The sequence below is a fragment of the Mesorhizobium sp. M1396 genome (genome assembly GCF_040317725.1).
Taxonomy (GTDB): domain Bacteria; phylum Pseudomonadota; class Alphaproteobacteria; order Rhizobiales; family Rhizobiaceae; genus Mesorhizobium.
On the sequence record NZ_JAMYLA010000076.1, the window covers coordinates 1 to 20934 of the forward strand.

A 20934-nucleotide genomic window follows, 5' to 3' on the forward strand; every position below is an offset into this window, starting at 1 on the left:
CCTTTGAACGGCGTTTTGGGGACCCGAAGTGTAGAGGCCACCACCCCGCCGCGGACCACGGGCGTATTTACCCCCGGGGGGGACAGGCGGGCAACCCCGGTGGGCGGCGGGGGGGGTTGGCGCTGCCGAACCCACCCCCCCCCCCGGCGCTGACCGAGGAGCTTTTCGACACGCTGCTGGAACTGCGGCTCAAGCGCTTTCGCGAGCTGGGGCGTTTCGACCTCCTGACGCAGACCCCGGTCGTCGACTTCTACCGCCACGCGGCGATGCAAGGCCTGTCCGATGGATCGGTGCGGCTGTTCGGGCTGCGCGTCGGTGAAGCCTGGCTCGCCTCCATCTACGTGCTGGCCAGAAAAGGCACGCTTCACACCCTCCTGCTCGGCATCGACCAGAATGCGGTCGCCAATGTCTCACCCGGCCTGACGATGATGGGCAAGCTGATGATGTGGGGGCGCGGACAGGGGTTCGACTATTTCGACCTGTCGGTCGGCAGCCAGGGCTACAAGGAACATATCGGTGCAGCGAGCTCGGTTCTGGCCGAGATCTGCGAACCGATGACGGTGCGGGGCAGGGCTGCGAACGCTGCCATTTTGCTGCGCAGCCGGGCCGAAGGCATGGCGCGATCACGTCCGCGGCTGCTCAAGGCAGTGCGGAGCCTGATGAGCCGCTTACGGCGATTGAAGGACTGAGGGAACGGCGTTTTGCCGGTCACGCCGACCGCGCTTGCCAATGCAGCAGGGCATCAAGGTACCCGCAAATTTGCTGACCTTCGACGTTCGCGTCGGAATAATTGTTTGCATCCGATTTTAGGTGGATGATAAAGGGTAGCCCTGTCGCGGACAGTATTGGAAAGAATTAGAGCTTCGGTGGTAAGGCCGGGTGACGGTTTTGAACCGAGGTTCTTTAATGATGCGAACAAGCTTGTCGGCAGGCTGGCTACCTCTGCATTGAAAGCAGCGATTGACGTTCGGAATAGTGCATTTGCGACAATTTTGTTAGGCGATTTCTGCGGTAGATCATCTCAATGAGTTCAAGATCCGGAAATGAAATTCGTTCCATACTCGTTATTCAGACAAAGTACATTGGAGATGTGACTCTGACATCTGCTTTGGTCCGCAATCTGCGTCTCTGCTATCCACAAGCATCTATGACAATGATTTGCGCCCCTGGCCTTAAGCAGTTCGTTGTCGCGCAAAATATTGCTGACGTTGCTGTTGGCTTCGAATTTCGCGGCAGAGGAAGGCCTCTGCTTAAGCGATTGAAGGAGTACTATGCCGTCATCTCTGATCTGCGGGGTCGAAAATTCGATCTCAGCATCGATCTTACCGATACAAGAACATCACGGATCATACACCATTTGATCGGCTCCCCACTTCGCGTCGGTTTCGATCCTCCCGAGCATCCGCTGAAGTTCTGGGAAATCCAGCCAGCAAACGTTCTGGCTGCGACCTTCGGACATGGCGGAGCCCATTATCTCTACAGGTATCTGTCTCCACTCGGCGCCCTCGGGTTGGAGATCCAGGATCCAACCCCTCGACTACAGCCAACCAAGGTTGCCCAAGAGGAGTGTGCCAGGCTTCTTTCGGAAAACGCATTGGCGAAGAAATCTTATGTGGCTGTGCATGCCGGCGCGAGGTCTGAGGGGCGTCGTTGGCCGCCGCAACATTTTGCCGCCGTCATTGATGAGGTCTACGCCAAAACCGGACTGCGGTCTCTGATCATCGGTGGGCCTGATGAAAAGCTCGTTGCGCAAAGCATAATCGAAACGGCAACGTCGCCGGTGGCCACCGTCGTCGGAAAGGCCTCGCTTGAAGTCCTTGTCGCGTTGTTGGCCGAAGCGGCAATTTTCCTTGGCAATGACAGCGGTCCGATGCACGTTGCAGCGTCTGTCGGAACCCCGGCGGTGGGATTGTTCGGTCTGCAGTCGCCTGCTCTATGGGGGCCGTTTGGTGTCCCCAACAGAACGCTTCGGCCGCCCATGCCTTGTCCATCCATCGCTCCATGCAACCATTGTGTTCAGCGGCTTCAAGTTGCTGAAGTCGCAGAAGCGACACTCGATCTCATCGAGGAAGTGCAAAAATCTTCTCGTTCGGGCACGCCGGTCTCATAGTTGGGCGGCAGCCAGAGCTGCAAGGAACATAGGTGCCGCGAGTTCGGTTCTGGCCGAACTGTGCGAAGCGATGACGACGCGGGGCAGAGGCGCGAACGCCTATATTTTCGCTGTGCGGCCGCACCGAGCGTTGTGTTCGCTCTAGACAGTCCGAGGCTGGATGCGCCGTTTGCAGCGATTGAACGACTGGTGTTGGCCGCATTCGAATTCGCGGAAGCCTGCCGCAGGCCGCATTCGGGCGCCTGCCTAAGGATGTTCTCGCAGAGGGTTAAGCCGCAGCTTGACAAAGCACCGGTGCGTGCCCACCTTGCCGCGGCCCGATTGGGGCTTTGGGGATACCGATGAAAAAGACTTACGAAAAGCCGACGCTCAACAAGCGTCAGCAGCTCTCGCGCGTCACGGCGGTCTTCGCCGGGTCGGCACCGACCTGACAGGCAACCGCCGTTCGGCGAACGCGACCATCAAACCCGCCGCCGCAAGGCGGCGGTTTTTTTGTGCCCGATCCCGATCAAGGCGCTTGCACCGAAATTGACAGGAGATCGCGTCTCCGTCATCCTTGAGCCCAGTCGCCAGGCTGCGGACAGCGGCCATGTTGCGTGTCAGGGCGACCGAGGGCAGCGTCATGTTCAGTCCCGTCATCGGCCAGAATTCCAAGCGCGCAGCGGTTCGCAAGGCGCTCGATCGCCACAAGGTCTACATCACCGCGCGGAGTTTTTCCGCCGGCACCTACCAGGCACGCGTTCTGGTCGACGGCGAGGCTTATTGGGTCGACGAGTTCCGGCTGAGCCAACTGCAACAAGGGCTGTCGCCAGCGGAGCTTGAGTTGACGCCGGCCACCGACGATTGAGAGCGTGACTGGCTTGTTCCTGGCCGCCGTGCTTCGCTCTTCGTCATGACAACCCCACCAAAACTCAAAGCCTATCGCGCCAAGCGCGAATTCTCGAAGACGCCGGAACCGGCCGGCGGGTTCATTGCCGGCGAAGGCAACCGCTTCGTCGTCCACAAGCATCACGCCACATCGGACCATTACGATCTGCGGCTGCAGGTCGGTGATGTCTTGAAGAGCTGGGCGGTGCCGCGCGGGCCTTCGCTCAATCCGGCCGACAAAAGGCTGGCGGTCGAGACCGAGGATCATCCGCTCGAATATATCGACTTCGAGGGTGTCATCCCCGAGGGCGAATATGGCGGCGGGCCGATGATCGTCTGGGACACCGGCACCTGGGCGCCGATGGACGATGTCGAGAAGAGTTTCAAGACCGGCGCCTTCAAGTTCCGGCTGGCCGGCGAGAAGCTCAATGGCGGCTGGATGCTGACTCGGCTGAAGCCGAAACCCGGCGAGGACCCGAGCAAGAAAAACTGGCTGCTGTTCAAGGAGCGCGATCTCGCTTCCGACACCGCGCTCGACATTCTCACCGCGCGGCCCGAAAGCGTCAAATCCGGGAAACGCATCGAGGAGTTGGTAGTGCCGGCGAAACCGGCCGCCAAACCCGCATCCAGAAAGGGTTCGCTGAAGCCAGGCACTTTGCCGGGCGCGTTCAAGGCCCCGGCACTTAGCCGCATCGAACCGCAACTGGCGACGCAGGTGCCAAAACCGCCGGATGGCGAGGGCACCAAAGAGGTCTGGCTGCACGAGATCAAATTCGACGGCTACCGCACCATGGCGCATCTCGCCGACAGCACGGTCAAGCTGATCACCCGTGGCGGCATCGACTGGACGAAGCGCTATGGCGACTTGGCCAGCGCCTTCGCCAAACTGCCGTGCCGCGATGCCATCATCGACGGCGAGATCGTCGTGCTCGACGCCAAGGGCATCAGCCGCTTCGCGCTTCTGCAGGACGCGCTGGCCGCGGGCGCAGGCAGCAAGCTGCACTTCTACGCCTTCGACCTTCTCCATCTCGATGGCTGGGACCTGACCAAGGCGCCGCTTGTCCGGCGCAAGGCGCTGCTGGCGCAATTGCTGACCGGCCTCGGCGCCAATTCCGCCATTCAGTTCTCCGACCATGTCGAGGGCTCGGGGCAGGGGCTCTACGATCAGGCGTCCGAACTCGGGCTGGAGGGTGTCGTCTCCAAGCGTGCCACCGCAATCTATCAGAGCGGCCGCACCAAGAGCTGGACCAAGACCAAGGCGCTGCAAAGCGATGACTTTGTCATTGCCGGCTACACCAAATCGGACGCGGCAGAGGGTCTGGCAGCACTCGGCCTTGCCGAATTCGAGGACGGTGAATTGCATTATCGCGGCAAGGTCGGCACCGGCTTCGATGCCGGGACCGCGGCTGAATTGCTCGCCAGGCTGGAGCCGCTCACAGCAGGCGCGACGGCGCCGGAGGGTGCGCCGCGCGAAATCATGCGCGAGATGAACTGGGTGAAGCCGCTGCTCTCGGCCCGCATCCACTACGCCAACCGCACATCGGACAATGCGTTGCGCCACGCGGTGTTCAGAGGCTTGCGCGATGTCGGCCTGTCGACGCCGGTTTCTTCAACACGCAAGCGGCTGATCTCGGAGGCCGACCTCGCCACCATCTGGGTGACCAACCCGACGCGGCGGCTGTTCGGCAAGACCGGCCCGACCAAGCTCGACATCGCCGTCTACTACGCGCTGGTCGGCGACTTCATGCTGCCGCACATTCTCGGCCGGCCGGTGTCGCTGGTGCGCTGCCCGACTGGCCTGCCGAAGGATTGCTTCTTCCAGCGTCATGCCTTCACCGGCATGCCGCCCTCGGTGGTGACGTTCGAGGCGACCAACTCCGAGGGCGAGACCAAATCCTACCTCTCGGTGGAAGGCGCCAAGGGCTATCTGGCGTTGGCGCAATTCGGCGTTGTCGAGTTTCACACCTGGGGCACCCACCGCACCAGCCTCGACAAACCCGACCAGATCGTTTTCGACCTCGACCCCGGCGAGGGGATTTCGTGGCGCGAGGTGGTCGAGGCTGCCGTGCACATCAAGAGCGAACTGGAGGGGCTGGGGCTGGTGCCGTTCGCCAAGACGTCCGGCGGCAGCGGCATCCACATCACCGTGCCGGTGACGGGCAAGCAGAACTGGAAGAAGCTGCACCAGGCGACCAACGCCATCGCCACGCATCTGGCCGCCACCGCACCCGACACCTTCACCACCACCATGGGCAAGGACAACCGCAAGAAGCGCATCTTCATCGACTATCACCGCAATGCGCGCGGCCATACGTCCGCTGCGCCTTACTCGCTGCGCGCCCGCACCAATCTGCCGGCCTCGACACCTGTGAGCTGGGCGGATCTGGAAACAATCGATGCGCCGCAGGATCTGAACTATGCCTCGCTGCCGGGGCTGTTGGCGACGTCAGGGGACCCATGGGCGGAGATTGATGAGTTCGCGCGGGATTTGCCGGTGGTTGGCGCAACGGCGAAGTAGACGCCGCCCAGGGTCATTGACATCGCATCAAATCGTGTGTATTTATACACACACATGAAGAGCGCCGATGTCATTTCAGCGTTGGTCGCTGATGGATGGTTCGAGGTAGCTCGAAAAGGCAGTCACGCTCAATTCAAGCACAACGACAAACCGGGACGGGTCACCGTTCCACACCCAAAACGAGACATTCCCATCGGCACCCTGCGTAGCATTGAAAAGCAATCTGGACTGAGACTGAGGTGAGAGACATGAAGCAGTATATCGGAGTTATCCATAAGGATGCCGAAAGCGACTTCGGCGTGTTTTTCCCTGATTTTCCTGGGGTTGTAACCGCCGGGAAGGACTTGGACGACGCCCGAGCTATGGCTGAAGAGGCGCTGGCTTTCCACGTTGACGGTCTGGTTGAGGATGGCGAAGCTATTCCGGAGCCATCCTCTCTAGAAGATGTCATGGCGAGCAAGGACAACCGAACCGGTGTTGCGATCCTGGTTTCGCTGAAAGCTGAAGCGAAGAAGGTTGTTCGGGTCAATGTCACCATTCCCGAGGATATTCTCCGTCAGATCGATCAGTATGCGGAATTACACGGCTACAATCGGTCTGGCTTTCTAACTGCTGCGGCGAAGAAGGTAATGGAACTCGGAACCGCATAATTTACCGCGCAGGATGCTTGACCGTCGCGCGCGCATCCATCTGCAGGCTCGCAGAACCCAGGTTCTGTGAAGCTTGCGCCCCCGCCTCCATCGACGCTTCCAACAATTTGAATTATTCTCTGTCTTCGCCCCCTAGGCGTATTGGAAGATTTCGTCAGGGATTTGCCGGTATCGTGCGGGGTCGGTGTAGGATTTCCGTAGCCTCGTTCGTCCTTCGGACGAAAAAGCGCTGCAGTAATGTCAGTGCATGGCCGCGTAGGAGTTTATCATGGCGCCCAGGGCAAGTTGGAAAGGTTACCTCAAACTCAGCCTCGTCAGCTGTCCGGTGCGGCTATACCCCGCCACCAGCGCGAGCGAGCGCATCAGCTTCAACCAGTTGCACAAGAAGACCCACAACCGCATCAACATGAAGCCGGTCGACCCGGAACTCGGGCTCGTCGAGCGTTCGGATCTGGTCAAGGGTTACGAATACGAGGACAAGCAGTACATCATCATCGATGATGCCGACCTCGACGCGGTGCGAATCGAATCCAACCACACGATGAACATCGAGGCTTTCGTCGACGAGGACGAGGTCGACGTCATCTATCAGGACGCGCCGTATTATCTGGCGCCCGATGGCGCGATGGCGGAAGAAACCTTCGCCGTGCTGCGCGAAGCCATGCGCAAATCCGGCAAGCTGGCGATTGCCCGCCTTGTACTGTCCAGCCGGGAACGCGTGGTGACGATCGGCCCCCGCGAGAACGGCATGTTCGTGTGCACGTTGAGGAACCCGAACGAAGTGCGCGGCACAGCTGAATATTTCGGCAACATCCCAGCCGGCAAGCCCGATCCGGAAATGCTGCAACTCGCCGAGGCGCTGATCAAGCAGAAGGAAACCACCTTCGATCCGAAGAACTACGAGGACCGCTACGAGGCGGCACTCATGACGATGATCCGCGAGAAGCTGAAGGGCCACAAGCCGATCATCGCGGCGGCACCCGAGCGCGGCAATGTCATCAATCTGATGGATGCGCTGAAGGCGAGCTTGTCGCAGTCGAAGCCACCGGCCAAGTCGAAGAGCAAGGCCGACGAGGTCGCCAAGCCCGCCGCCAGGAGGGCGGCAGCGGGCGGCGCTGCCGAAAATCCGCTGAAGGCCAATCTGCTGAAGGCGGTCGGCAAGAGCAAGAAATGACGGCACCGGCCGTCCTGGTCCCAGGGGCCGTCTTTGGTACCATCGGCGCGCTGGCGGCGTTTCCGCTGCGGCTGGCCGCACGCGAAGTCGAGCGCCAGCACGGCCAGTTGCGGCACGGCGTTGTCAGGCGCACCACGCATGTCGTGTTCGGGCGCGCGCTATTGGCCAAGGCCGGGCTCTCCAGGAACGGTGACGTCGAGATCGAGCGCCGCGTCTCCGCTGAGCGTGTGGCTGGGCGCGTACTCCTCAGTGAAAACGGTTTCCTGCGCCTGCTCGGGCTGATGAAGGCGCCGGAGGCGTCCTCACTGTCCAGGCAATCTCTGATCGAGCAATCGCGGCTATCGGGTGCCGACCTCGGCCTGCTCAGCCTGTTCGACGCTTTCGAGCATGACAGCGAACCCTATTCCTTCCGCGACCTGATCCTGGCGCGCAAATATGCCGGGCTCATCGCCGGCGGTGCGACATGGGGCGCGATCGCGCGCTCCGTCCATCGTTCCGGCCCGGTGGCTTCGCTCACCGCCAAGTCGCTCAATGTCGGCTCGCAGCACGGGCGCGCCGACGCTATCTATCTCGAGGATGGCCAGAGCGAACTCGACGGCCAATTGCTGTTCGATTTGGGCAACGCCGGTTCGACAGGCGACGATACGCTGGAAGAATTGTTCACCGAGGCCGAAGCGGCGGAGGAGGGCGGCGACCATGAAGGGGCTGCCGCGCTCTACCAGCGCTGCCTGGCCATCGACCCGAGCGACGCGATAGCCGCCTTCAACCGCGCCAACTGCCTGCGCGCCGGGGGCCACGCGGCGGACGCCGCGCACGATTATGCCCGGGCGATAAAACTCGACCCGGCCTTCGTCGAAGCCTGGTTCAACCTGGCCGGGCTGATGAGCGAGCAGGGCCGCGAGGCCTCGGCGCGAAGGCACCTGCAGAAGGCGATCGCACTCGACAAGACCTATGCCGATCCGGTGTTCAACCTCGCCCGGCTGGAATTCGACGCCGGCAATCTGCTGGAGGCGCGGCGGCTGTGGGCGCGGTATCTCGAACTCGACGCGGAGTCCGAATGGGCGAGGGTTGCAGCCAAGGGCGTGCAGTTCGTGGATTTGCAGCTGGCGCGGACGGCGGGGTGAGGATGATTGGCGAAGGCCGCGATGACAGCGTCGCCGTCGCGCGGGACATCACGTCATGACCACCTTCCTCTTCGACGGCCACGACACCGCCCCCATCACCATTCTGCTCGCCCATGGCGCCGGCGCGTCGATGGATTCGCCTTCGATGACGGCCACCGCCAAGGCGCTGGCCGCGGCCGGCTTCCAGGTGGCGCGTTTCGAATTCCACTATATGGCCGCGCGCCGCTATGGCCACCGCAAGCCGCCGCCGCGGGCCGAGACGGTGAACCCGGAATACATCAAGGCGATCGCCGACCTCAGGGGCAAGGGCGTGGCGGGACCGTTGATCATCGGCGGCAAATCGATGGGCGGGCGCGTCGCCTCGATGGTGGCGGACGAGATGTTTGCCAAGGGTGAGATCGCCGGGCTGCTGTGCCTCGGCTATCCTTTCCACCCGCCGGCCAAGCCTGAGCAATTGCGCACCAAACACCTCGCCGACCTCAAGACGCCAACGCTGATCTTCCAGGGCACGCGCGACGAGTTCGGCACCAGGGACGAAGTTGCCGGCTATGGGCTCTCCGACAGCATTGAGGTTGTCTGGTTGGAGGATGGCGACCACGACCTGAAGCCGCGCAAGAATGTCTCGGGCTTCTCCACCGCCGACCATCTGAAGACGCTTGCCGAGACGGTGAAGGCTTGGGCAGGCAGGGTCGCCTCCTGACCCGTAGATGAAGATAGCCTCCTTCAACATCAACAACATCAACAGCCGGCTGGAAAACCTGCTGGCGTGGCTGACCGTCGCAAAGCCCGATGTCGTCTGCCTGCAGGAACTGAAAGCGCGCGACACGCAGTTCCCGCGCTCGGCCCTTGCGGCGGCCGGATATGGCGTGGTGTGGAAGGGCGAGCCGAGCTGGAACGGCGTCGCCATCCTGGCGCGGGGTGCCGAACCGGTGCTGACCCGCGATGTCCTGCCTGGTGATGATGCCGACAGCCAGAGCCGCTACATCGAGGCGGCGGTGAATGGCATCATCATCGCTTGCCTCTATGCACCGAACGGCAATCCTCAGCCCGGACCGAAATTCGCCTATAAGCTCGCATGGCACGCGCGGCTGGAGGCGCATGCCGAACAGCTGCTCGACACAGGCCTGCCTGTGGTGCTGGCCGGCGATTACAACATCGTGCCCGAGCCGCGTGATATCTACCCCACCCGCTCCTATGACGACAACGCGCTGGTGCAACCGGAAAGCCGGGCTTCGTTCGCCGCGTTGCTCGAGCAGGGCTGGACGGACTCGCTGCGCAAGAAGCATCCGAAGGCGACGCTCTACACATTCTGGGATTATCGCCGCAACCGCTGGCCGCGCGACGCGGGCTTGAGGCTCGACCACATCCTGCTGTCGAAGAAACTGGCGCGGCGCCTGACGGCCGCCGGCATCGACCGCGACGTGCGCGGTAAGGATGGTGCCAGCGACCACGCGCCGGTGTGGGTGGAATTGAAGTAAGGCGACTGCTTTCAAGCCACTGGCGGCGATGGCCTGCCGCTTACCGCCGCCAGCATCATCTGTGCAGCGTCGTCGTCGCAGGCTAGTCTGTTGCAAAGTGCCCCAACGCAACCGGATTGCCCATGAACACCGACTCCAACAGGACTTGTCGATCGAGGCCGCATGCCTGACCTTGGCCTCGTCGAGATGAGATACTGTTCGGGGCCGTCGTGGTGCTTGCGGCTGCCGTCTGCGCGACTGCATTGTCGGCACTGCCGGCGCACGACTTCGCGGATCGGATTATAGCGCCAGTCGGCTGCCGTGGTCGACGCGGACGGGGGGGCGCATTGTTGGGATGGCTCGGGCGCCCGCGTCAACCAGGGCGGCTCGTACCGCCGCATTAGGAGCATTGCATATTGCGCGTCGGCCGAAACTTCCGCGAAAGCGGAATAGGCCGGGGGCTAAAGTGCGGATTCGAGGCCCGAATCTCGCGTCTAAAAACAGTTTCTCTTTCTTGCAGGCGCGTGCCCGAGGCGGCGGTCGCGGTGCCCAAGGCGCGGACAGTCGCGGCGGCGAAGGACGGCAAGATGCTGGCGCGCTGAGGGTGCCGCCTGAGGGCGGAACGGCAAGGAGAAAAATGGCCCGGCGGCCAGGTGCAAAGGGAGGCACGCCGGGCCCGGCCGACTTCTGGCGGTCATCGGCCGACCTCTATATTCGGTGTCTCTAATATTAATGCAAGCGGCCCGATGGATAAATGCCCTCGTCCCGAGCGTCAAACCGCGCCAGCCGCCATCAGCACCAGCCTGACGGCCGCTGCGCTTCAGACAGCGGCCGTGCCCTGCGCGGTGGTAATTTCGATATCGTTCAGTAGCGGTAGAAGTCGCAGATGCGCACCTTCCCTGATCACCCAGTGGCGATGGCGCCAATGCCTCGTCACCTTCACGAAGCAACGGCGATCGTGATGTCCGCGCCGGTAATGATCACGGTCGTGGTGCCGGCGCCGGCAGTGCCGCCCCATATCCCCGTTGCCCGTCGTGATGATGAGACTCGCGCCTTGCGCCGGGGCGACGATGACGGGTGAGGCTCGATCAGTTTGCCGCTTTGCCATCCGCCGCCTGAATCGATCGGGCGGGCGGCGAAGACAGCGCGCGCTGATCCGGTGGCGGCTCGCTGAAATAGAGCGAACCGCCCAGGACGAGGAACACGATGCCCACCGTCATCAACCCGACCATCAGCACGGCAATCGCCGTACCTGGGCCATGGCCTGTCTTGACGATAATGGATCGACGGGGCATCGCGCTGTTCCTCCGAATTGGATGTCGACTGTCGTCCTGCCAGGCCTTTGCGACAAACGACAAGCGGCGCCCGATGTTCCCGTGTGCGGGCTTCAATCGGTCACATCGGGCTTTTGCGTTCTCCCGTGGGACCAAGGTCTTAGCGGTCGGACGCAAAGGTCCAAGGGGGCCTGTTCGGTTCCGGCAATGTCCATTGGACGTTCCATTATTTTAGTCAAAACTGATATAATGCCTGGGCAAAAACTTAGCCGGCCAAGCGTCTTTCGCGAATAATTCGGGCACGGAAAATGTGGTTTTGGCAAGTTGGTCAACAAGATGGTCAAGATGAGTGACGCCGCCTAGCGTCGCCAGCCTCTCTGCAAGTGCTCCGGCTTAGGTCTCGTCGAACCGGCCTTCGCGGGTCGGGTGGCGTTGATCGCGGCTTCTTCCTGATCGTCGGGCAAGGCTTCGTCGCTGTTCTGGTAGGCGTTGTCGTCGTCTTCTTCGGGCAGTTCGCCGTCCTTCTCGATGTCGCCGTTTTCGGAGTCGGGCAGGATCTGGCCGCCCTTGACCGCGTCCCAATCCTGCTGCTCGATGGTCGGGCCATCGGCCCGCGGTGCATCATCTTCGATGTCGGTGCGTGGTTTGCCGCGCGGTGCCATGCTGGCCTCCAATCCTTCAAAAGACTGGAGGCGAAACTCACGGTGCCGGCGTTTGTTCCCGCGCCCGACTCGCCAAGACGGGGCGTGAGTCTGGATCGCCGCTGGCTTGCACGTCAGCCTATGACTGGTTTGGTCGACCAGCGGATTGCGGTGTCTGTCGTGGCCAGACCCATCTATTATTTGCGTGTGCGAAAGACAAGTCCGGTGAACGGCGCCACGGGACACGACAAACATCAAGGTGAATCGCATTAATATCTGCCCCAGATCGGCAGTTTACCCGTGAAGCTGGAGAGCTATTCCGCGCCAATTTCCGAGCATCGTTCCAACAACCATTGAATACCATGGCCAACCTCGTGATGCCTTCAATTCTTAAATTTGGAATGGAACCCCGGACCTGCGGTGGAGTTTCCATGCAGGGCGGAAGTTCTGTTACCAATAGGAGAATGGTCATGAAACTTCATCTTTCGAGTGCGGCGACCGCGATCGTCCTGATGGGCGGTATCGGTGCGGCGCTGGCGGAGAATGTCGTCGTCGTCCAGCCGGAACAGGAGACGGTCGTTCGCGAATACATCAAGAGGGAGCCGCTTGCGTCGGTGAACCTGCTGGGCGTCGAGCTCAAGCTCGGCTCGTCGGTGCCGGACACGGTCGAACTGCGTGAGGTACCCGACGTCAGATATCGCGTCGCCGTTATCAATCACCGGACGGTCCTGGTCGATCCCGAGACCCGTCAAATCGTCGAGGTCCTGCGCTGAATGATGGCGCCGACACAAGGTTGCCGCGTCGGACTTGGGAAAAGCCCGTCACGACCTGGCGGTCGTGGCGGGCTCTGTTTTTGAGGCCTGCCATGCCTGGTCTATTCGGCGGCGGCGGAAATTCTCGGCAACATCCGGGCCGACAAGGCCGAAAAGGCCGAGGAGATCGAGAGCGACCTCGGCTATTTCTACGAGGATGGCCTGTAGGGGAACCATCTCGACGAGATCGACGAGACGTTTCTTGCCGACATCGACAGGCTGTGGATGTCGGCCGTCGACACGAGGCGGGCGGTTGAAGCTGCCAACCTCCCCACGGGGGAGGGAGGTCGGCCGGCTAGCCCTTCAGCTCACTCGGCTGCCAGCTTGTCTTGCGTGTTCGTGTCGAAGTCACTGGCGTCGTGGCGCTCGTGCAGCTGTAGGGCAGGCTCGCCGAAGGCCCGGTTGACCATGCGGCCGCGCTTGACCGCCGGGCGGGCGTCGATCGCCTGGGCCCAGCGCTGCACATGCTTGTACTCGTGCACGGACAGGAACTCAGCGGAATCGTTATACATGCGGCCAAGCGCCAGCCCGCCATACCAGGGCCACACCGCCATGTCGGCGATGGAGTAGTCCTTGCCGCCGAGGTATTGCGACACCGCCAGCCGGCGGTCGAGCACGTCCATTTGGCGCTTCACCTCCATCGAGAAGCGGTCGATGGCATATTCGAACTTTTCCGGCGCGTAGGCGTAGAAATGGCCGAAGCCGCCGCCCAGATACGGTGCCGAGCCCATCTGCCAGAACAGCCAGGACAGCACTTCGGCGCGGGCCGGCTGCTCGCTGGGCAGGAATTCGCCAAATTTTTCGGCGAGATAGACCAGGATCGAACCGGATTCGAAGATGCGCACAGGCGTCTTGCCGCCGCGGTCCATCAGAGCGGGGATCTTGGAGTTGGGATTGACCTCGACGAAGCCGCTGCCGAACTGGTCGCCATCGTTGATGCGGATCAGCCAGGCATCATATTCGGCGCCCTTGTGGCCGCGTGCCAGAAGTTCCTCCAGCATGACCGTCACCTTGACTCCGTTTGGCGTTGCCAGCGAATAGAGCTGCAGCGGATGCTTGCCGACGGGCAGTTCCTTGTCATGCGTCGGGCCGGCGATCGGCCGGTTGATGCTGGCAAAGGCGCCTCCACTCGGCTTGTTCCATGTCCATACTTTCGGCGGGGTGTATTCGGTCATCTCGGGGCCTCGTGCTCGGGGGGCTTGTGGAAAGGATGGGCTGATCCATCTACAGCTAGGGCTGCGGATCGGGAAGTTCAACTTGCGTTGAACTATTGTTTTATGCCGACGCCGCAGCGAGCTTCTTCCGCGTAAGGGGAGAAGGTCAGCACTACACCCCTTGCACCATCTCCCATGCGGCATAGGTATATGAGATATCGCCTCGCCAAAGCATTGCATCGCAGGACAAAAGCATGACCATCAATCCCAATCCGCGCTCGGTCGTTGCCGTGCGTGCCACCGTTCCCGAGGATGCCTTTACGGCCGGAGCGCTGGGCACGCTCAGGGAAGGCAGCGGCGTCGTCATTCGCGGTGACGGGCTCGTGCTGACCATCGGCTACCTCATCACCGAGGCGGACGAAGTCTGGCTGACCAGCCATGACGGCCGCGTCGTGCCCGCGCACGCGCTGGCATATGACCAGGAATCGGGCTTCGGCCTGGTGCAGGCACTGGCACCGCTCGGCCTGCCGGCGGTGGCGCTGGGCGATGCCGGCAAGGCGAAGGTCGGAGACGCCGTCGTGCTGGCGGACGGCATCGGCCAGTCGGTGCAGGCAAAGATCGTCACCAAGCAGGAATTCGCCGGTTATTGGGAGTATCTGCTTGACGAGGCGATCTTTATTGCGCCGGCGCACCCGTCCTGGGGCGGGGCAGGGCTGTTCGGTTCCGACGGCTCGCTGCTCGGCATCGGTTCGCTGCGCCTACAGATGAGCCGCAACGGCGAAGTCGCCGACATCAACATGGTGGTGCCGATCGATCTGTTGCCGCCGATTCTCGACGATCTGCTGACGCGCGGCCAGGTGGCCAAGCCGCCGCGCCCGTGGCTCGGCGCGTTGTCGGCCGAAAGCGACGGCAGAGTGGTGGTGATGAGCGTGACCGAAGGCGGCCCGGCGGCCAAGGCTGGCCTGCGCGAGGGCGACATCATTTCCGACATTCGCGACGGGGCGGTCGACGGACTGGCCGATTTCTACCGCAAGCTGTGGGAGAGCGGCTCGGCGGGTGCCGAGATCCCGATGCGGGTGTTGCGCGACGGCCGCGAAACCTGGCTGCGCGTCAAATCGGCCGACCGCAGCAGTTTTCTGAAGAAGCCGCAGCTGCAGTAGGCGCGCCAGCCCGCGATGCATCCGAGACTGCTCAAGACTTTCCTGGCGGTGGCGCGAAACCGCAACATCACGCGTGCCGCGGAGGTGGTCCACCTCGCGCAATCGAGCGTCAGCGACCAGATCCAGGCGCTCGAAACGGAGCTTGGCGCTGTGCTGTTCACGCGCGCGAAGTCAGGTCTCGAACTGACGCCGGCGGGTATCGCGCTTAGGCCTATCGCCGAGGACTTGTTGCGGCTCGATGGCGAGGCGCGCGCGGCCGTGCAGGCGGCGGCCGGACAGACAAGCGGGCAGGTGACCATCGGCGCGCTGGAGACGATTGCGTCGGCCCGGCTGGCGACCTGGCTGGCTGGGTTCCAGGCCGGCCATCCCGACATCACCGTACGGATGAAGGTGGCGGGCAGCGGCGCGCTGCTGCGCCAGCTGGAGGACGGCGAGATCGATGTCGCGTTCTGCTTCGACCGTCGTGATGTGGGGAAGGACGCCGCCGGCGAACACCTCGCCAGGCGCACGATAGCGGCCGAACCGCTGGTGCTGGTCGCGGCTCCGGGGCAGGGCAGCGTGCCGAGCGACTTGGCCGCGCTTGCCGCACTGCGCTTCGTGGCCACGGAGCCCGGATGCATCTACCGGCATATATTCGACGCAGCCTTTGCGGAGGCGGGCGTTGCCGCGCCAAAACTTGCCGCTGAAGTCGGCAGCATCGGCACCATTGCGCGGCTGGTGACGGCCGGCGCGGGGCTCGGCCTCGTTCCACGCCTTGCCGTCAACGAAGCGCTCGCGCGTGGCGACATCGTCGAAATGCCGTGGCCCGGCGGGATACGCACGGCGCCGCTGACGATGATCTGGCGCCGCCAGCGCGTTCAGCCGCCGGCGCTCAAGCAATTGCTCACTGCCATGCGCGACACGCTGGTGCCGGTCCCGTCGCCCGCCCAGGACTGGTTCAGGCCTTGAATCGGCGAACCGCTCCAAGCCCTTGTTTGCAAACAACTCCTGACGAAGGCAGCGGCGGTCTAGACCAGGCGGTGGCCACCCTCGACATGCAGCGTCGTTCCCGTGGTAAAGCCGTTGCCGATCAGGAAGGCGATGGCGTCGGCGATGTCGTCGGGTTGGCCGATCCGCGCGACTGGCAACCGCTCGGCCATCGCTGCCAGCGTCTCGTCTTTGCGATCGCCGGCCACCTGGGCCCAGATCGCGGTGTCGACCCAGCCGGGCGACATGGCATTGACGCGGATCGGCGCGAGTTCGACGGCCAGCGCCCGCACCAGCCCTTCGAGCGCCGCATTGACCGCGGCAACGACGGAGCCGCGCGCGGCCGGCCGATGGGCGGCGATGCCGGAGACGAAGGTCATCGAGCCGGTGGCTGGCAAGCGTGGAGCGCCGTGCTTGGCGAGCAGGAGCGGGCCGTAGAGCTTGCTTTCGACAACCCTTTGCGCCGCCTTCAGGTCAAGTGCCGGCAACAGCTGGTAGGCGCCTTCGATGTCGGCCGCGGTGCTGACGATATGGTCGAGCCCGCCGATCCGTGTGAACAGCGCCACGACCTGCTCTTCCCGGGTGATGTCGGCGACAGCCACCTCCAGCCCGGCGGGATTGCCCAGCGTTTCGCGCGCCTGCTGCAGCCGGTCCTCGCCACGCCCGGCGATGACGACCGCAGCACCGGTCTCGACGCAGCGCCTTGCCAGCGCCAGGCCCATGCCGGAACCGCCGCCGACGATCAGGATTTTCTGTTTCGACGTGCTCATTGCGCTCTGCCTTTGGTTGGATGGACATGGCTGTGAATTGGCAGTTCGGCGTGGCAAAGGGAAACGGAAGAAACCGATGATGTCATCGGCAATGCCGATGGCGTAGAAGCAGCCGCTCACCCATCGCAAGCGATAAAGGCCTCGCCCGAGTCCCAATCCTGAAGGCTATAGTCTGGCCTCCAGGAAGAATGCCGTCGGCGGAACCGCCAACAGAGGGGGCGCGAAGGAACGCCGTACGCGCCCGACAAGCTTGCTGACGGAACTGACAGCAATTCATGCCACGATGCCGGTCAATGACGATAGGCGCGATTCTGGAGGCGGGACGACAGTGAAAGCGATGGCGCGGACGGCACCGAACAGGCAGACCAACTGATGGCGCCGGTCAAAGTCGATCCCGACAAAGTCCGGGAGTTTCCGGATCCGGAAAGCTTCCATGCCTGGCTCGGCAAGCACCACGCCACGGAAAGCGAAATCTGGATCAAGGTGCACAAGGTGGGGTCGGGGCTGAAGTCGATCACGCCGAAGGAAGCCATCGACGTGGCGTTGTGCTTCGGCTGGATCGACGCGGTACGCAAGGGGCTGGACGACAAGAGCTTTCTGCAGCGCTACACGCCGCGCGGCAAGAAGAGCATCTGGAGCAAGATCAACATCGACAATGTCGCGCGGCTGGTCGCCGAGGGCAGCATGACCGAGGACGGGCTGAGGCAGGTCGAGGCGGCCAAGGCCGACGGACGCTGGGCGCGGGCCTATGGCAGTGGCAAGGAGATGAAAATCCCCGATGATTTGCAGGCTGCCATCGATGCCGATCCGGCAGCCAAGGAGATGCTGGCAAAGCTCAGCGCGCAGAACCGCTTCGCTCTCGCCTTCCGCACCCACAACATGAAGACCGAGGCCGGTCGCAAGAAGAAGATCGAGACGTTTGTGGCGATGCTGAAGCGCGGCGAGACGATCTATCCGCAGGGGAAGAAGTAGGGCTGCGACTATCGTCCAGCCATTGGCGCCGCGGTGTCTATCCTGAAGTGAACGTATTGTGTTGATGCAAGAGATTGGTCGAGCGGGCCCTTGCCCGTGCGACCGTCGGCGTTAAAGGCTGCTGCCGGCAAGGATGATGCCGAAGCCGGCCAGGCAGATGGCGCTGACTTGTCGCAGCGATCGCTGGCCGAGCAGGTTTGAACCGCTGCGGCGAACCATCAGGCCGACGACGATCCAGGCCGCTCCCGCGAGGCCGACCAGAGCGGCGATCGTGGTCAGAAGCTGCACCGTCATGCTTTCGGACTGAACCAGCAAGGCGACGATCGTTGCCTTGGGATTGACGAGCGTGGTGACGAAAACCTGCCTTACTGTCACCAGCCGAACCTCGACGCCGGGATCCTCAGTGATCCAGATGCTGTAGGCGAGCCAGAACAGCCACAGCACCGCACAGATCCTCACGCCGGTCCGTAGCTCGATCTGGGCACCCGTGGAGATCAGGGCGGCCAGTGCGGCCACCGCCAGGATGATCGCCATATAGGCAAGCACAGCCGCGCCCAGCATCGGCACCGTGCGCCGCGCCCCGGATGAAATGGTCGAAAAGGCCAGAAGGATGTTGGTTGGTCCGGGCGTCAGCAACAGCCCGCCCAGCGCCAGAAGATCAAGGTCGAGCATCCCAGGCCATTGTCCTGTATCGTGTCAATCGGCCTGGACTGGTAGCGGCAGCGGCGCAATGAGTCGAGCCGACACGGAACCGCGGGGGTGAGCGCCGCTTGCCATCCGCATTAAGCAGTTGAACATCTGAATCGTCGAGCCGCTGTAACTATTTGATTTTACGCTATTCTGGACAGAAAGTCCGCGGCGCGATTTCGCGGAAGTTGCGGCCAAGAAAAAAGCCGCCCTCGCTTTTGCGAGTGGCGGCCTTTTCCCGGGATGATGTTGGAGAGATCAAGCAGCCTTGGCGTGCTTGTTGCCGTGCTTCCTGCCGTGCGCTTCTTCACAATGTTGATGGTCTCTGGCCTGCCGGCCATCTCCTCCACACGGGGAGATCGCTGTATGCGGCGCTTGCGCCTCTTCCCTCGATGCCGTCATTCGCGTAAGGCGCCGGGCAAATCCTTTCATCGCACGCATTGTCCCGGAACCGCATGATCAGACTTGAAAGCATCAGCAAGCAGAACGGCCGTCAGCTTGTCTTCATCGAGGCGTCGGCGGCCCTGCAGAAGGGCGAGAAGGTCGGCCTCGTCGGACCCAACGGTGCCGGCAAGACGACGCTGTTTCGCATGATCACCGGCCAGGAGCAGCCCGATGAGGGTCAGGTGCAGGTCGATCGCGGCGTCACCATAGGCTATTTCAGCCAGGACGTCGGCGACATGGATGGTCATAGCGCGGTGGCCGAAGTGATGAACGGCGCCGGACCGGTGAGCGAAGTCGCTGCCGAAATGGCAGCGCTCGAGGCGGCCATGGCCGATCCCGAGCAGGCCGAACAGATGGACGAGATCATCGAGAAATATGGCGAGGCGCAGCACCGCTTCGAGGAGCTCGACGGCTATGCGCTGGATGGCCGCGCGCGGGAAGTGCTCAATGGTCTCGGCTTCTCCCAGGAGATGATGGACGGCGATGTCGGCAAACTCTCCGGCGGCTGGAAGATGCGCGTGGCACTGGCCCGCATTCTTCTGATGCGGCCCGACGCGATGCTGCTCGACGAGCCGTCGAACCATCTCGACCTGGAAAGCCTGATCTGGCTGGAATCCTTCTTGAAGAACTATGACGGCGCGCTCTTGATGACGTCGCACGACCGCGAGTTCATGAACCGTATCGTCAACAAGGTGGTCGAGATCGACGGTGGCTCGCTGACCGCCTATTCCGGCAATTATGAATTCTACCAGCAGCAGCGGGCGATCGCCGACAAGCAGCAGCAGGCGCAGTTCGAGCGCCAGCAGGCGATGCTGGCCAAGGAGATCGCCTTCATCGAGCGCTTCAAGGCGCGCGCCTCGCATGCCGCCCAGGTGCAGAGCCGGGTGAAGAAGCTGGACAAGATCGACCGCGTCGAGCCGCCCAAGCGCCGCCAGACCGTTTCCTTCGATTTTCAGCCTGCGCCGCGCTGCGGCGAGGACGTCGTCACGCTGAAGAACGTCCACAAGGGTTACGGCAGCCGGTCCATCTATGAGGGCCTTGACTTCCAGGTCCGCCGCCGCGAGCGCTGGTGCATCATGGGCGTCAACGGCGCCGGCAAGTCGACGCTTTTGAAGCTGGTCGCCGGCGCTTCCGACCCAGACACCGGCACGGTCGCGCGTGGCCCGAGCGTCAAGATGGGCTATTTCGCCCAGCACGCCATGGAAGTGCTGGAAGGCGAGCGCACGGTGTTCCAGACGCTGGAGGACGCATTCCCGCAGGCCGGCCAGGCGCCGCTTCGGGCGCTCGCCGGCTGTTTCGGCTTTTCCGGCGACGAGATCGAGAAGAAATGCCGCGTTCTGTCAGGCGGCGAGAAGGCGAGGCTGGTGATGGCGCTGATGCTGTTCGATCCGCCCAATCTGCTGGTGCTGGACGAGCCGACCAACCATCTCGACATCGCCACCAAGGAGATGCTGATCACGGCGCTCTCGCAATATGAAGGCACCATGCTGTTCGTCTCGCACGACCGGCATTTTCTGGCAGCACTCTCCAACCGGGTGCTGGAGCTGACGCCTGAAGGCATCCACACTTATGGCGGCGGCTATACGGAATATGTCGAGAGGACGGGGCAGGAGGCTCCTGGGTTGCGAAGCTAAGGAGACGGCGGTTATTTGTGAGGAAGAGTTCCATGTACCCTCCACAATGCGTGGGAAAGGCTCCGGCATGAGAATTGCAATGTCGGTCGCTTTGGCCGCGACCATGGCGGGATGCGCGACCTCTCCGGTCGACTATGGGACCTCGCTTTCGCAGCAAGACCAGAAATGGGCGTCGCCCGAATGCCAACAAGCCCGCATGGCGGCTTCGGACTACGAGGCTCGCGAGAAAGAGCATCCGGGATGGGGTTTTGGCGTCTTGCTTGGCCCGTACTCAATGGGGCTCGTTGCAGCCATCAAGGAGCATGAGCAGAAGCAACGAAAGTTGTTTGCCCGCGAGGTGCACCTGCAATGCTCAAGCCTCCCGCTGCCGAAGGAGTTGCAGGGCGATCTAAACCCCGCGAGTGCTCAGACAAAATATCCATAGCCACGACCGACGGGCTAGGGCCTGTTGAGATTCATCTGGAGTTTATCACGGCGGCGGCGAGATGGATGATGGCGTTGAAGCTCTGGTCGGTTTTGT

At 62.6% G+C, this 20934-nt stretch carries 22 protein-coding genes; 17 read left to right on the forward strand and 5 right to left on the reverse strand.

The annotated features are described in order from the left end of the window. Nucleotides 1-116: 116 nt before the first annotated feature. From NKH02_RS31335 to NKH02_RS31380, 11 genes are all read left to right on the forward strand, one after another. Nucleotides 117-689, forward strand: coding sequence for a GNAT family N-acetyltransferase (locus NKH02_RS31335; protein WP_502913879.1), 573 nt, complete (start codon nt 117-119; stop codon nt 687-689). A gap of 335 nt (nt 690-1024) precedes the next feature. After that, the gene (locus NKH02_RS31340) at nt 1025-2110 is read left to right on the forward strand and encodes a glycosyltransferase family 9 protein (RefSeq protein ID WP_352883523.1); all 1086 of its coding nucleotides are present in this window, start codon (nt 1025-1027) and stop codon (nt 2108-2110) included. Between the two features lie 341 nt (nt 2111-2451). Further along, nucleotides 2452-2541, forward strand: a complete 90-nt coding sequence (locus tag NKH02_RS34610; protein ID WP_502910910.1) for a putative RiPP precursor — start codon at nt 2452-2454, stop codon at nt 2539-2541. Nucleotides 2542-2732: 191 nt separating this feature from the next. Continuing rightward, nucleotides 2733-2957, forward strand: a complete 225-nt coding sequence (locus NKH02_RS31345; protein WP_352871516.1) for a hypothetical protein — start codon at nt 2733-2735, stop codon at nt 2955-2957. A gap of 45 nt (nt 2958-3002) precedes the next feature. Then, entirely contained in the window at nt 3003-5495 is a 2493-nt protein-coding gene (gene ligD / locus NKH02_RS31350) for a DNA ligase D (RefSeq protein WP_352883525.1), read from the forward strand. Between the two features lie 54 nt (nt 5496-5549). Then, nucleotides 5550-5738, forward strand: a complete 189-nt coding sequence (locus NKH02_RS31355; protein ID WP_352871492.1) for a type II toxin-antitoxin system HicA family toxin — start codon at nt 5550-5552, stop codon at nt 5736-5738. A gap of 5 nt (nt 5739-5743) precedes the next feature. Further along, nucleotides 5744-6145, forward strand: coding sequence for a type II toxin-antitoxin system HicB family antitoxin (locus NKH02_RS31360; RefSeq protein ID WP_352871493.1), 402 nt, complete (start codon nt 5744-5746; stop codon nt 6143-6145). A 268-nt stretch (nt 6146-6413) separates the two neighbouring features. Then, nucleotides 6414-7319 (forward strand): non-homologous end joining protein Ku, encoded by a 906-nt coding sequence (ku, locus tag NKH02_RS31365; RefSeq protein ID WP_352883528.1) that lies wholly within the window; start codon nt 6414-6416, stop codon nt 7317-7319. Continuing rightward, nucleotides 7316-8443, forward strand: a complete 1128-nt coding sequence (locus NKH02_RS31370; RefSeq protein ID WP_352883530.1) for a tetratricopeptide repeat protein — start codon at nt 7316-7318, stop codon at nt 8441-8443. Before ku ends, NKH02_RS31370 begins: the two co-directional genes overlap by 4 nt. A 55-nt stretch (nt 8444-8498) precedes the next feature. Beyond that, the gene (locus tag NKH02_RS31375) at nt 8499-9143 is read left to right on the forward strand and encodes an alpha/beta hydrolase family protein (RefSeq protein WP_352883532.1); all 645 of its coding nucleotides are present in this window, start codon (nt 8499-8501) and stop codon (nt 9141-9143) included. Between the two features lie 7 nt (nt 9144-9150). Next, entirely contained in the window at nt 9151-9921 is a 771-nt protein-coding gene (locus tag NKH02_RS31380; protein ID WP_352883535.1) for an exodeoxyribonuclease III, read from the forward strand. A gap of 1067 nt (nt 9922-10988) precedes the next feature. On the opposite strand, the gene NKH02_RS31385 is transcribed toward NKH02_RS31380, so the two are convergent. After that, a complete protein-coding gene (locus NKH02_RS31385; protein ID WP_352871501.1) occupies nt 10989-11195 on the reverse strand; it encodes a hypothetical protein in 207 nt (68 codons plus the stop codon). A 338-nt stretch (nt 11196-11533) separates the two neighbouring features. After that, the gene (locus NKH02_RS31390; protein ID WP_352883537.1) at nt 11534-11836 is read right to left on the reverse strand and encodes a hypothetical protein; all 303 of its coding nucleotides are present in this window, start codon (nt 11834-11836) and stop codon (nt 11534-11536) included. A 449-nt stretch (nt 11837-12285) separates the two neighbouring features. On the opposite strand from NKH02_RS31390, the gene NKH02_RS31395 reads away from it, so the two are divergent. After that, entirely contained in the window at nt 12286-12588 is a 303-nt protein-coding gene (locus NKH02_RS31395) for a DUF1236 domain-containing protein (RefSeq protein WP_352871504.1), read from the forward strand. A 347-nt stretch (nt 12589-12935) separates the two neighbouring features. Here the strand turns inward: NKH02_RS31395 and yghU are convergent, their stop codons facing one another. After that, on the reverse strand, nt 12936-13802 hold the full coding sequence (yghU, locus tag NKH02_RS31400) for a glutathione-dependent disulfide-bond oxidoreductase (protein WP_352871506.1): 867 nt from the start codon (nt 13800-13802) through the stop codon (nt 12936-12938). A gap of 233 nt (nt 13803-14035) precedes the next feature. Between yghU and NKH02_RS31405 the strand changes: the two genes are divergently transcribed. Continuing rightward, nucleotides 14036-14941 carry a S1C family serine protease gene (locus NKH02_RS31405; protein ID WP_352883539.1) on the forward strand — a complete coding sequence of 302 codons (906 nt, stop codon included), beginning with the start codon at nt 14036-14038 and terminating at the stop codon, nt 14939-14941. Nucleotides 14942-14956: 15 nt separating this feature from the next. After that, the gene (locus NKH02_RS31410) at nt 14957-15889 is read left to right on the forward strand and encodes a LysR family transcriptional regulator (protein WP_352883541.1); all 933 of its coding nucleotides are present in this window, start codon (nt 14957-14959) and stop codon (nt 15887-15889) included. A 59-nt stretch (nt 15890-15948) separates the two neighbouring features. Here NKH02_RS31410 and NKH02_RS31415 read toward each other — a convergent pair whose 3' ends face one another. After that, a complete protein-coding gene (locus NKH02_RS31415) occupies nt 15949-16677 on the reverse strand; it encodes an SDR family oxidoreductase (protein ID WP_352883543.1) in 729 nt (242 codons plus the stop codon). Between the two features lie 372 nt (nt 16678-17049). Here NKH02_RS31415 and NKH02_RS31420 point away from each other — a divergent pair, with 372 nt between their 5' ends. Continuing rightward, nucleotides 17050-17649 carry a YdeI/OmpD-associated family protein gene (locus NKH02_RS31420; protein ID WP_352883545.1) on the forward strand — a complete coding sequence of 200 codons (600 nt, stop codon included), beginning with the start codon at nt 17050-17052 and terminating at the stop codon, nt 17647-17649. Nucleotides 17650-17760: 111 nt separating this feature from the next. Here the strand turns inward: NKH02_RS31420 and NKH02_RS31425 are convergent, their stop codons facing one another. Further along, nucleotides 17761-18321 (reverse strand): hypothetical protein, encoded by a 561-nt coding sequence (locus NKH02_RS31425; RefSeq protein ID WP_352883548.1) that lies wholly within the window; start codon nt 18319-18321, stop codon nt 17761-17763. A 470-nt stretch (nt 18322-18791) separates the two neighbouring features. Here NKH02_RS31425 and NKH02_RS31430 point away from each other — a divergent pair, with 470 nt between their 5' ends. Together NKH02_RS31430 and NKH02_RS31435 are read left to right on the forward strand one after the other, a co-directional pair. Further along, a complete protein-coding gene (locus tag NKH02_RS31430) occupies nt 18792-20414 on the forward strand; it encodes an ABC-F family ATP-binding cassette domain-containing protein (protein ID WP_352883551.1) in 1623 nt (540 codons plus the stop codon). A gap of 67 nt (nt 20415-20481) precedes the next feature. Then, nucleotides 20482-20838 (forward strand): hypothetical protein, encoded by a 357-nt coding sequence (locus NKH02_RS31435; RefSeq protein WP_352872817.1) that lies wholly within the window; start codon nt 20482-20484, stop codon nt 20836-20838. Nucleotides 20839-20934: the final 96 nt, after the last annotated feature.